7 protein-coding genes and 1 pseudogene are annotated in these 12,326 nt (G+C 58.4%); 3 read left to right on the forward strand and 5 right to left on the reverse strand.

Annotated elements, in window-relative coordinates:
* Positions 1 to 13 precede the first annotated feature (13 nt).
* Positions 14 to 2,074, reverse strand: a complete 2,061-nt coding sequence (locus tag RA26_RS08140) for a hypothetical protein (RefSeq protein ID WP_039182476.1) — start codon at positions 2,072 to 2,074, stop codon at positions 14 to 16.
* Positions 2,075 to 2,262: 188 nt separating this feature from the next.
* Between RA26_RS08140 and RA26_RS23420 the strand changes: the two are divergent.
* A pseudogene (locus RA26_RS23420) lies at positions 2,263 to 2,418 on the forward strand (IS3 family transposase); the annotation flags it as partial.
* Between the two features lie 1,347 nt (positions 2,419 to 3,765).
* On the opposite strand, the gene RA26_RS08150 reads toward RA26_RS23420, so the two are convergent.
* The 4 genes from RA26_RS08150 to RA26_RS08165 form a co-directional block, all read right to left on the reverse strand.
* The gene (locus RA26_RS08150) at positions 3,766 to 4,041 is read right to left on the reverse strand and encodes a hypothetical protein (protein ID WP_039182481.1); all 276 of its coding nucleotides are present in this window, start codon (positions 4,039 to 4,041) and stop codon (positions 3,766 to 3,768) included.
* Between the two features lie 404 nt (positions 4,042 to 4,445).
* On the reverse strand, positions 4,446 to 5,774 hold the full coding sequence (locus RA26_RS08155) for a hypothetical protein (RefSeq protein ID WP_039182482.1): 1,329 nt from the start codon (positions 5,772 to 5,774) through the stop codon (positions 4,446 to 4,448).
* Positions 5,771 to 7,876 (reverse strand): site-specific integrase, encoded by a 2,106-nt coding sequence (locus RA26_RS08160; RefSeq protein ID WP_052272351.1) that lies wholly within the window; start codon positions 7,874 to 7,876, stop codon positions 5,771 to 5,773. The genes RA26_RS08155 and RA26_RS08160 overlap by 4 nt, the downstream gene beginning before the upstream one ends.
* A gap of 30 nt (positions 7,877 to 7,906) precedes the next feature.
* Positions 7,907 to 8,134, reverse strand: coding sequence for a helix-turn-helix domain-containing protein (locus RA26_RS08165; protein WP_039182484.1), 228 nt, complete (start codon positions 8,132 to 8,134; stop codon positions 7,907 to 7,909).
* 384 nt (positions 8,135 to 8,518) lie between these two features.
* Between RA26_RS08165 and RA26_RS08170 the strand changes: the two genes are divergently transcribed.
* Entirely contained in the window at positions 8,519 to 10,615 is a 2,097-nt protein-coding gene (locus RA26_RS08170) for a hypothetical protein (protein WP_152612575.1), read from the forward strand.
* A gap of 186 nt (positions 10,616 to 10,801) precedes the next feature.
* Positions 10,802 to 12,322 (forward strand): type I restriction-modification system subunit M, encoded by a 1,521-nt coding sequence (locus tag RA26_RS08175; RefSeq protein ID WP_039182488.1) that lies wholly within the window; start codon positions 10,802 to 10,804, stop codon positions 12,320 to 12,322.
* Positions 12,323 to 12,326: the final 4 nt, after the last annotated feature.

Below are 12,326 nucleotides of genomic sequence, written 5' to 3' on the forward strand. Positions count from 1 at the left end.
TTAGCCTGCGCTCTCATGCACGACCCCGCGGTTGCGACGGCAGGAAGGCCTCGGCCTGTTCTACGACGCTCTTAAGCGTGTCGAGTCCTGGTGCCAGAGTGTCACGCATCTGTCCGACGTGATCCTGTGCCGTTCCGAGCGCTTCTTCGAGTTTTACGTTGTACTGCGCCAGTGCTCGACCCAGCATCTCGTCGATCTGGTCGAGCTTCTCGGCTTCATTGGAAAGTTGGGCCATGGCGGCACGCGTGGCCTCGAGCGATCGGTGGATGCCTTCGCGTTCGTTTCCGAGCGCAGTCTGCGCCGTGTCAAGAACTTGCGCGGCCCTTTCAGCCACCGTGGCCGAATTTTGCATCAAGGTTTCAGAAACCGTTTCGACCAGGTCCCCAACCCGTCGCAGGGTGACTTCGATGCGTTCGTTCGAGGCTCGGATCGGGTCAGTTGCGGCTGTCAGGCTCTGACTTGTGGCACGGAAGCTTTCGGACGCCCCGTGGATCGCATCGGCACCAGTGTTCATGCCTTGCGCCGCGCTTTGCGCACCAGAGGCTCCACGCTGGACCGCGTCTGCCATGCTCTCCAATCGTGCGCTAATCGTCTCAAGCCGCGACATTAGCTCGTCTCCGATGACGCCGCCCATCTCGGTGCCAAGTTTGGCGATGTCCAAGCTCGTTTGGTTGAAACTTTCCAGCAGAGACTTGCCGGCCCCTTCTATTGCCCGGCCAGCCTCCACGCTGCTTTGAGCCATTCTGTCCTGCGCTGCCTTACTGCTTTCCTCACTGGCGCTGGTCAGAGTATCGCGGAAATTTTCTGCGGCGGTGCGCATTTCCTCTGCTGCAGTGCGCATGGCATCTGCCCCTTGGCCGGTATTCTCCCGAATTCCTGCCAGTGTCTCATTCATAACGGTCAAGAGGCGCTCGGCCCCTTCATTCATCGCCTCGGAGGCAGTGCGACCGCTGGCGGCAACCTCAGCGCGCATTTCAGACATCGCGCGCGACATCTGATCAAGCGCGTCGCGCATGCCGTTGCCCGCTTGGCTATTGGTTTCCCCCATTCGGTCTACCATCAGGCCGATACGGTCGGTGGCTTCACCGAGTGACTCGCTCGCTCGGGTCAAAGCATTGCCGACTGAATGAGAAAGCTGCTGGGAGAGGTCGCCGACGAGCCCTTCCATGCTGCTTGTACCCATCGAGGTAACCCGATCAAAGATCGGATCCATCTTGGCGGCAATAGCTCCGGTGATCTGCTCAGGTAGAGCTTCCAACGGCCGCTGGAGCTCGGCAACCATACCCATACCAATTTCACGTAGGTGCTCGCGCTGCTCAGTGGCGGCGCGCAGCTGGCGGAACCCGATATCCTCCAGGCTGACGAAAACCAAGCGGCGTTCGATGCCAATGCAGAGGTGATGCAGCGCAGCGTCAATTGTGTTCTGGCGTGTGCGGAGGAGGAAGGTGAACAGGATTGAGCAAAACAGTCCGACCAGTGACATGACAAACTTGGCCGAGGCGATTTGCATGAAGTCCTGCATCGCCTGGTCCATACCGCCAGATCCGGCGTTAATGGATTGGGAAAACTGGTGCAGCGCTGCGACCAATCCAAGAAAGGTTAGCAAAAGGCCTGCAGAAACCAGTGTGTTTGGCAATATACGAAAAAAACCAGGACCAAAGCCTAAATCCGCAACGTTGAGAAAAGACGCCGGCCGGATTGAATTTCGAAGCCGCATGGGTCCGTCTACATCATCAAGCACAATGGTTTCGTTGAACTCGTCAAACGCTTCCCATACAGTTTCTCGAGGCCCTTTCTTGCGATATTCGGTTTTGAGTTCGTGAATGAGGTCCGAATGACCTTCCGCAAAGGAAGGAATATCTGGGAATGCCCTTATTTTGCGGTCGATCAATCGAACAGAATTTAATTGACGGTGGGTCCGTATAAAGTACCACAGCCCCAAGATGATCGTGGCCAAGACAAGCATGCCGGCTATTTGACCGGGGCGGCTGTCAGATAACGTAAGAGCCTCGGCAAGTGTAATAATGCCGTCCTTCACAAAAAGGCCGAGGTTTTCACCCAATTCACGTAGCACTGAGTTCTCCTGATGTCTTGTTCTGATGCCTGTAGGCCCTGTTTTGCGACCCTATTTTGCCTCTCAGCCCCCTTCAAGGCAGTAGAGTATTGGTTTGGAGATTTTCTTTATAGTTGTTACTCGTGGCACTCTTCCTACCCGGGCTCTGCCGCCGAGGTTCCTGGCGCTGACCAGTTGGAGGTACGCGGCGTGAAATCGCCGATGAACTTGGTATAGGCCTTCGAACACTGACACGATGGAGCCGAGAGGACCGGGATGCTGTAGAGCCCCGCGACGTGCAGGTTGATCTGCAGGCAGAGTTGAAGCCCTTGCGCAAGGAGGTTGCCGTCCTCGAGCAGGTGTGACCGGCTGGGGTGCAGATAGGAAACCTTGCGGGCGTGCTTTGCGGCCCTGGGTGCCGAAGGTGAAATCTGGCGCCGCGTAGGACAGGGCAAGTTCTGGGGCCGCCGTCCGGTCCACCTGTCCATCCGCGAAACGCGTCTGGAAGAGGGAGCCACACCGCCGGAAATCAAGAAGGTCTGCTTGCTGCTTGAGACCACTCGTAGGCGACTCTGCTCAAAGCAATCTGAAGTTTTTGTGCAACATCGCCTTTTGAAGGGTCCGCGCCGTTGAGCAGAAGCAACGGCCCAAGCCTTTGGTCCTCAGTCTTGCATTTCCGCAGCCAACCGTACTGCAGCGCGAAGTTTCGCGACTTTCGCGGCGCAGATCGCGAAGTCTTCGAGCGCTATGCGCAGCTGAAGCAGCACAAAGCCGTGTTCAGTTGTCATCGAGTCTTTATGGGCGCCAACGGAGTTGTGTTCATCATGCACGAACCAAACCCGCGTTTCGTCACGTATGGCCTTTATGGCGCTGCGCTCGGTTGGGAGTAGCACCTACGGTCAGTAAGGACCCGAAACCCTGAACAGAGCGAAAAAACCGTGGACTCTTCGGGAAGTGCGTCACCCTTCATGCCGACAGCTACAATCTCCCCTTCTGTTCGCGCTGAAATTTTTGATTTTCGATGGCTGCGCCGGATGATCCCCCGGTCTCATAAAGACGGCCCGGAGATCATCCGGTCCGCCATCAAGTCGCCTTCACCGGCCCGTCACGGAAACATGGCCCTTCCTCAATCCTTCATTGCAACACGCGCTCCGGAGTGTTGCACACGGTTCATTGCCCGTCTTTCGACTGTGTCAAGCAGGTCTGGGCAGTTCAAAGGCTCCATTGTTTCCGAAAAGCGATTTTCAATTCTTCTAAGTTTCCAGAAAAGGGTGAGCGCCCTGTCAGCATCCACCGCTGGATCAGTATCGTCGGGGGCGTTGTTGAGCGCGAGAAATCTTGAACAGCCCCTGCAACTCTTCAAGCTTTTCCTGTGCGAGCTCCCAGGCCAAGCGAGATTGCATCCGCCGAAGGCGAACCCTATTCGAGTCGGTTTCGCGACGGTCTTGCTCTTCATGGAAGCGTGCAAGGCACCTATGGATATTCGGTGTCTTTGGGTTCGCCTTTATTCGTGCTTCAATTTCTGCGATCGCCGCCGCCAGTTCCATAGGGGTCATCAAATGTGCCGACCCAGCCCGACAGGCCGGGCGAAACCTTAGGGGCATCAGATCCCGGATATCGCCGAGATCTGACAGTTGCGGTTTAAGGGGCTGGCGCGCAGTGTCTTGGCCCTGGGAATTGGAAAGGCACATCAATTCGTTTCCTCCCCGCCCTCAGACAAGATCAGGCGCTTGAGTCTCGGCAAGCGCTTTGTTCAGCAGCATCTGGATCATTGCATAATGCGTTGCCACGAAATCCATGGCGCAGCCGCCGGTCTCTTGCCAAGTCGCCCGGTCGATAAAAACCGAAATTGGACCCGGAGCCAGTTCGGCTTCCACCGCGAGGCTGTCATCGGCTCCATCGATGTTTGCCTTGAAATTGGCTTTCAGGCAGAAACCATCGGCAATGCTGAAGTTCGAGAGCACGAGGTTGGAGGTGTCGTTCGTCATAGTAGTTTCCTTTAAGCAGGCTTCCTCGTCACTTGAGGCAGCAGGTTAGGTTTGTAGACATGCAGTTCGCACTGTTTAGCAGTTGGCCGGAGGGCCTCGCTGCGACAGGAAGAACATGGGTTCATATCCACAGCGTGGAAAAAATTTCTTGTTTGGTTTGACTGCTGGAGACCGAACTGACCGCTTTGGCCAGGTTGGATCGGAAGATTGCCCGCCGTTTCAAAGATGTTGTGTCAGGTCTGCTTATGGTGCGGCGTGTTAAGGAAATTCCGGGGAAGGGCGGATTTTGTTGAAAACGGTCCCTGACCACCCCGTGCGGATGATGTGCCCCCGTTTTCAACACGACCCGGAAAATGCGGAAATTACAGGGGGTTGAGGCGGTTAGCAGGTTCCGCTGGCCGCCGTCAGATATCCAGCTCTACGCAGGCACCTTGGCAGGATTTGAGGTAACTACCAAATTCCTGGGCAGCCCCGACCCCCTCGGAATGGTCGTAGTGGCGCGCCACCGTGGCCGGTGAATTGTGGCCAAGCAGGGATGTGGCAGCCCGTCCACCTCCGGCCAAGGTTTCGCTTGCTTCGGTTGCTGCATTGTCACGAAGGCGGTGAATGGGGATCCGAACTCCAAAGGCCTTTTCGGTCATGTTCCCGGTCAACCTGCCAATCTGCGCCTCGCTGATCGCCGCGTTTTGCGATTTCACGGATGGGAACAAGGCGCGCCCGTCATCGAAGATCGGGCGGAAGGATCGGCGGTATTCCAACAGGGCCGCTGCCAGAGGTGCGTTGCGAAAGGTGCGTTCAAAAGGCGCGCCTTGTTTTCGGTCTTCCGGCAGTTTCAACATTGAGGCCGGGATGCAAACGCGGATCGTCTCGTGATCCGGCAGTGTGAGCGTGCTGTCAAACGCAAGACAGGACAGCGCCCGGGCGCGCTGGGGCAGAGCCGTGCCAATCGCGAGGATCAACCCGTTGCGAAACTGGAGCGCCGCGTGCAGCCCGCGCATCGGCCTGGCGCGGGCCTCGCAGATGTGCTGAAATCCGAGGTCGTAGATTGTCGAGGCGCCGACCAGCTGCGCACCGGTCTTCGTGCCCGGACCCTCCGCGCTTGCCCGGTCGCGCCAGTCCGCCACGACGAAGTCGCAGGCTGCGGAGGAAAAACCAGGCTGGGCGCGTGCCATCCCACTCAGGATGCGTTCCATGTAGTCGGCGGCGGAGCTTGTCGTCACTGGTCGCTCAGCACCCGTTTGGGTAGTTACATGGTGGCCGAAAGCATCCAGTGCGGCACCGGTCGGTGTCAGGCTCAGCCCGTTGGAAGCGCAGTAGTCCTCCCATTTTTTCAAAGCGCTGATCACGCTTTGGGTATAGGCTGCGCTCCAGAGCGTGCGGCCCTTGACGCGCTTGCCCTGACGCGACAGCGCAATATGTTCGGCGACCTGTTGCCGCCACGGGGCTGGGAGGTGCCGGAGTGCTTCCTCGGCCCGGGTCCAAGCGGTCTTGCGGGGAGCTTTGGGCGTCACTCGGTGGCTGCGAAGAACCTGTCCGAAATGAGCGGTGCGCTCGGCGCCCCACATTTCTGCGGCCACCCTTTGAACATGGGCAAAATCTGCCAGGGCCTTATCGCCGACCTCGCCCATACGCTGTTGCAGGTGGGCCGAAAGCTCGGCTCGTCCGGGAATGGGATCGCCTGGTGCCGCAGAGCGGATGTCCGCGAGCAGGCGGATATGGACATTGGCTTTCATTGGAAATTCCTTACTGTGCCGCGTTTTGAGGAGGTGTTTGTGGTCTTCCCGTTCAGTTTCTGCTGCCACTCGTCGAGCACCAGCGCCTCGTCGAGCTCGGCGTAGTAGTCGAGCGTCGTCTGCAGGCTCACGTGGCCGAGCAGGCGCTGGACCTTGGGCAGGTTGTCCGGGCTGTCCTTGAGCCAGATCCAGCCAATCAGGTGCCTGTAGAGGTGCGGGTGGATGTTGACGCCGACGTGCCGCGCCAGCAGACTGGTTACACGCTTGAGCAGCGTGCCGTAGTGGGTGCCCGGCACGCCCTTGCCTTGGGTCGGGAACAGGTACGGGTTCTGTTTGTCATCGGGCTTCAGTATTCGAGGCCGAAGCACCTCGAGATAGTTTCTGAGCAGACGGCTGGTGCGTTCGCTGAGCGGGATCGGCAGGTCGGCATCGCTTTGGCAACGCATCTTGACCTCGACGGCGGGGACGGTGAGGCGCGCCAGTTTGCCTTGCCAGGAAATCCAGTCCAGCCGCGCGCGTAAAACGTTGTCGCTGCGCGGCGCCCGGCTCATCAGGATGTCGTGAGCCAATGCCGCCATCACGTCGCGGATAAGTTCGTCATCCATGACATCAGCCTTGGCCGGAAGCGAACCAGTCTTCCTTCCTTGTTGACACCGGCGCCTGTCAATCTCAGCGTTCACGTTCATGATCGCGGCACCCGTCAGGTTGATGGTCTGGAAAATCCTTTCTTGGGTAAACTGGTGAAGTTTTGCCCGATTTCTCGGGGAAATCCCTTTGAAACCCGGGTTGTGAAGCCTAATGAGTTCTGAAATTTCTTCCAGATCTTCAGCCGAACGCCCTACGAAGCCGGATGCGATCTTGCGCATTGCTTTCAAGACACTTGTGACATAGCCACTGGGGTAGTCGCTTTTGTTTCCATCAGAGAGTGCTTCAGCACCAACTTCCAGATACTCTGGATCTGTCAGTTCCTCGATCGTTTCCGGGACAACGTCGGTCGTGGCGATAATGGCCTTTGCCATGGAGATGACATAGCCCCGACGGCAGGCAAGTGTCGTGTCGGCCCACCGGTCCCTACCGGTAAGAAAACCCTTCTCTGCCATGAGTTTGGGCGATCCCTTTCTACCCGGCTTTCCCGATAGACGGCGCCGTTCCTTTTTAGCATTCCGGAGGCGTGCCTTCTTGTCCGAAACCGGATTTTCTGCCGCGTCGAGCGCGGCGATGAATTCAGCCCGGGATCGCCCGTCCTGCGACATTTGACCCGTAGCCCAAGGGGCCACCCGGTTATCAAATTCTGTGAGGAGAGGATTGAGTTGAGAGTTGCAGACACCGAACTTGTCGCGCCCGTCCTCGAACGGGTGCGGGGCGGCGGCAAATTCGAACTCTGCAAAATCCGGGTGATCTGTCAAAGATCGCAGCAGCGTTGCGATTTCGCGCACATGCTTTTCGCACTGAACTTCGCCCTTGGCGGAAACCTCGACCCGATGGCGATAGTAATCCGCCAATGTGGCTGTCGAAATCTCGGCGGGTTGAATGCCCTTGTCGTGCAGGAAGAGGAGAAACGAACCCGAAATCAGCCGAGCAGTGTCAGCCAGGTCGCTGTCCCGGATCGCTTCGTGGACCTTTTTGTAAACCCCGCCGATATCGTCGATCCGGCGCTTCCGTTGGCGCGACTGGCCGTTACCTGCGGCAGTCACCAATGTAGACCGGTAGGTCGACATGCTTCCCTTGGTCAGGTTGAAGCTTGCAGGGCTATGGCTGTCGAAAAAGTCAATCACGTCCTGCTTGCAGACAACCTTTAGTTCCGGCACCCAGCCGGCCTCGCGGCATAGCCATTTCAGGCGCGAGCACAGGGTTTTGTTCCCGGCAGATTGCGCCTCGGCGATGAGGTCCGCATAGGTCCGGGGGGCCTCGCCGCCCGTTTCCAGGAGGTCGCGGCCAGTCGCCTCTGATAGCGCCATGAGCGTGGAATGGCGGGGTTTGAGGCCGGGGATGTTGAGAATGTCGGCGACGGCTTTCGGGTTCAGTCCCGCGCGCAGTGACAGCGCCCGTCGGGATTCGCCGCTGGTGTCGAGAAAATCCTTCAGTTCCTGTGCAAGGGTCATGTTCCTGGCTCCGTTTCAGTGGGCGACCGGTCACTCGAGGTCGAGATCCGGCCTTCCAGCTTCAGGCCGGACACGAAGCTCGAAGACCGCGAGCCACTCGTCCTTGACCGTCCAGGATTTCCCCAGTTTCGCCGCCTGCAGCTTGACCAGCCCGTGCGGCGTCGGGCAGCCGTAGTTGATCCAGTCCCGGATCGTGTGCGGATCGCGCTTGAAGATCTCGGCGATTTCGTTGGTTGAGTAATACTTGGGCGTTTTCATTGGTTTCCTCCCTTTGTCTTCGGAGGAAATGGGCCCCGACGGCGTTGGGAGGAAATTTTTTAGGAAATATAGTCTGTTGCAGCTTTGAGCTGGCGATGTTGTTGATGAGACGTGTTTGTTTGAACTTTTTCCCCGTCGAAAAAAGGGTCACGCCAGTAATAGAAGAACTATTTCCGGTCTGCCCCAAATTTTCCGGATCAAACCGCTGTTTCCGTGATTTCCACAACGGACCCACTTCCCCGTCAGTTGAGGTGAAACGGAAAGCTGACGATGAGCTTAATTTGCAGCACGACCAGAGTGCCGCGGGACGGAACCGGGAGATTCACGGGGCAGGGAGCATTTGACAGCGAAGTCCTGGTTCCAAGCACGCGGTTCACGCCACTCGTGGATGCGGATATAGACCTGCGCGTGGCCTTGCAGGGGGCCGAAACCATACTTGCCCTGCCTGGAGAGGTTTGCCTCGGCGTTGCCACCGTCGCATGCCGGGCCAGTCCAGGCGCCGGCAAGAGTCGGCTGGCACGGTTGTTGCTGGCTGAGAAGGACAGACGCGGCGAGGAATGCCGGGTGTCCTTCCACCTTCCAACCCTCGCCCTTGCCGAGGAGGCGGCGGCCGAGGCTGTTGATCTCGGGTTAAGGGCGCAGGCGATCCGCGGCCGTTCGGCGCCGCGTCCGGATGGGGTCGGTTCGATGTGCGCCAAGAGCGATCTGGTCGAGCGGGCGAGTCGTTTGGGTGTAGCCGTGCGAAACAGCTTTTGCCGGCGGGTCGAGGAAGATGGTACGGAAAGGCGCTGCCCGCACTTCGACCAATGCGCTTACCTGACGCAGTTCCAAGCTGGAGCTACGCACAACTTTCTCGCCACCAGCTATCTTTCGCTGCCAGACCCGGTGGAAGATTGCGACTTGCGGATTGTCGACGAGACGTTCTGGCAGCATTTTTTGTCGATTAGGGATGTGTCCGCTGCGTCCTTTGCCGAGCCGCGCACATTCTTGCCAGCCTCGGCGGCAGGCGATCACGCCGATCTGCTCGATGCGGCTCGACAGGTCGTGGCAGCACTAATCGCGGGGACATCGCCGTTGTCCTTGCCGTTTTCTCCCGCGGATTATTTGGCTTTCGTCGACTTGGAATGGCGGGGAAAAGCCTCGGATCCCTGGTTTGCCCCGGACCAGAGCGGCGTGCTGCAGGAAAAGCTGCTGAAGCAGGCGGAAGTGAGCCACCGCCAAGTGTCGCGCTTTGCCGCTATCTGGCAGGTGCTGGCCGACGCGAAGGAGGCTGGTCTCGACGCGACCGAGAGACTCCGTTTGACTTCAAACGATGACAAGCATTTCATTCGGGTTCTGCGCCGGAAGCCGGTACGTCATCAACAGCCGATGCTTGTACTTGATGCAGACGCAGATGAGGAAATCTTGTCGGCGCTCGATTGCGATATTCGTGGCATCCATGATGTCACGCTGCGACCGAACGCGGTTGTGGCGCAGCTTCACGATCGCCGGATGACGAACGGCAGCTTGCTGAGAAAGCCGGGGCTGCGCGAGACGTGGCGGCAGATAATCACACGCGAAGTACTGACTGACCAACTCGGGCGGAATGGCGGCGTGTTGGTCGGTGCCACCCGCAAGGTCGTACGTGCGTTCTTCGAAGATGCCGGCTATTGCTTTGATGGCATGTCGGAGAACGCGGTTTCGGACTACATGCTGGATACAAAGCTTTATGGTGCGCATTGGCTCTGGTTTGGTGGTCGCGCGCTTGGCTCAAACCGTTACAGAGATTGTTCAAGCGTCATTGTGATCGGGCGGGAGGAACTACCCGCTGCGGCACTGGAAGACCAGGCGCGGGCGCTCTGGGGGGATACGCCTGGCGAACCGCTCAACCTGCTTGCTTCGGATGTTCTGGGAAACACCAAGATGCCCGAGTTGGCTATCCCTTACGAAATGACTGACGGTTCGGCAAAGGCAGTATTTGTGCCCTGCCACCCTGATCGCCGTGTCCGCCGCCTGCAGTTGCAAAGCCGCGAGCTTGCAACGAGGCAGTTGATCGAACGGTTGCGCCTGGCTCGGGCGCAATATCCGAAACGGGTTCTCATCGGCTGCAACATTCCCATTCCCGGCATCCCTGTGGATGAGCTGGTTTCGTGGCAGGAGATTTCGCCGACCAGGCTCGAAGCGGCAATGAACGACGGTCTTTTGTCGAAAGGTGGCATAAGGTTGTCGGCTAACGGGCTCGCCGAGGGTGCGCCGAAAATATTTCCAAGCATTGAGGCCGCGCGAACTTACCTGAAGCGCAACATGTCCTTGGGCTTCAAGTCGTGGGCGATGAATCATCCATTGTACTGCGGGCAGGTCCGTTTCGCAGATATTCGGCGTTCTGCCCCACACGCCCGGAAGGAGATCGTAGCGTTGCTTGCTTCTGGCGGTGACGAGGTAAAAGCAGCCACAAGACTCTGGGGGGCGCTTAAGTCCTTCGCGCCACTTGAACAGCAGTAGCGTTTCGATGAAAACAGCCTGAGGGTCGGCTGCCGGCAGGGTCAGTTTCATATTGGTCCGGATTTCGAAAACAAACTGGGGTCTCAGGCAAATTCCATTGAACCCAGGTTGTCGATCGGCCAATCTTCGCGGCGGGGTTGTGGCGCAGTCCGGAACTTAAAAGAAAAACACTTACAGGAATTCGAAATGAGCATCGAAAAGACGCTGTTTGCCGCCGCCGACAAGATGCGCGGCTCCATGGATGCCGGGGAATACAAGCATATCGCCTTGGGCCTGCTGTTTCTGCGCCATGTCTCGATGTCCTTTGAGCGCCTGCACGATCAGCTCTCCAAGGAAGAATACTCCGACCCGGAGGATCCGGATGAATACCTGGCCGAGAGCATCTTCTGGGTGCCTGAAAAGGCGCGATGGTCGACGCTGGCCAAGCAATCCAAGGATCCCAAGATCGGGATCATGATCGACGATGCAATGCGGGCGATTGAAGCGGACAATGAAAGCCTCAAGGGCGCGCTGCCCAAGGTCTTCGGCAAAGAGAGCATCGACCGCACTATGCTCACCGGCCTGATCGACCTGTTCACAAACCTCAAGCTGGATGGCAGCAAGGCTGATTTCGACCTCATTGGCCGCATCTACGAATACTGCATTGGCGAGTTTGCCAGTTCAGAAGGCAAGCGCGGCGGTGAGTTCTACACACCCAAGTCCGTCGTAGACACGCTGATTGAGATGATCGAGCCCACCAAGGGCCGTGTCTATGACCCATGCTGTGGCACCGGGGGCTTCTTCGTTCAGTCCGAAAAATTCATCGATGCCCACTCCGGCCAGCGCAATGACATCGCCATCTACGGACAGGAGCGCAACCACACCACCTTTGGCCTCGCGCGCATGAACCTTGCCATCCGGGGTATCTTTGGCGACATCCGCTGGAATTCCGAAGGCACCCTGGTCAAGGACGCTTTTGCCGACGAACGGTTCGACTATGTCCTGGCAAATCCGCCCTTCAACATTTCAGACTGGTCTGGCGAGCTGCTGCGCGAAGATGCGCGCTGGAAATATGGTGCGCCGCCAGTAGGCAACGCCAACTTTGCCTGGATCCAACATATCCATCACCATCTTTCTGCATCCGGCATTGGCGGGGTGGTTATGGCCAATGGCTCCATGTCTTCAATGTCGAGCGGGGAAGGCGACATCCGCCGGGCGCTGGTCGAGGGCGACGCGGTTGATGCCATGGTGGCGCTGCCGGGGCAGCTGTTCTACGGCACCCAGATCCCGGCCTGCCTGTGGATCCTGGCGCGGGACAAGTCCAACGGCATCGCCAAGGACGCCAAGCTGCGCGATCGGCGGGGTGAGGTGCTGTTTATCGACGCCCGCAATATGGGCGCGCTGGTGCCGGGCAGCCGCAAGCAGAAGGAATTGTCCGAGGAAGAGATCATCCGCATCGCCACCGCCTATCACGCCTGGCGCGGGGAGCCGGATGCTGGCGAATACGAAGACGTGCCGGGTTTCTGCAAATCGGCGGGCAAGGAAGAGATCGCCAAACACAACTATGTTCTGACCCCGGGTCGGTATGTCGGGGCAGGGGCCTCCGAGGAAGATGGTGAACCCTTTGAGGAGAAGTTTTCACGCCTCATGGGAGAGCTGCGTAGCCAGTTCGCCGAGGGACGGCGGTTGGAGAAGCAGATTGAAGATGGTTTGGAGCGTCTGGTATGAGCCG

Origin of the sequence: Leisingera sp. ANG-M7, from assembly GCF_000813965.1 — a bacterium.
Lineage (GTDB): Bacteria > Pseudomonadota > Alphaproteobacteria > Rhodobacterales > Rhodobacteraceae > Leisingera.

Bases quoted from the DNA above. Each gene is read 5' to 3' on its own strand.
- RA26_RS08165 (WP_039182484.1), bottom strand. From the start codon at position 8,134: ATGAAAACGCCCAAGTATTACTCAACCAACGAAATCGCCGAGATCTTC.
- RA26_RS08155 (WP_039182482.1), bottom strand. From the start codon at position 5,774: ATGAAAGCCAATGTCCATATCCGCCTGCTCGCGGACATCCGCTCTGCG.
- RA26_RS08160 (WP_052272351.1), bottom strand. From the start codon at position 7,876: ATGACCCTTGCACAGGAACTGAAGGATTTTCTCGACACCAGCGGCGAA.
- RA26_RS08175 (WP_039182488.1), top strand. From the start codon at position 10,802: ATGAGCATCGAAAAGACGCTGTTTGCCGCCGCCGACAAGATGCGCGGC.
- RA26_RS08150 (WP_039182481.1), bottom strand. From the start codon at position 4,041: ATGACGAACGACACCTCCAACCTCGTGCTCTCGAACTTCAGCATTGCC.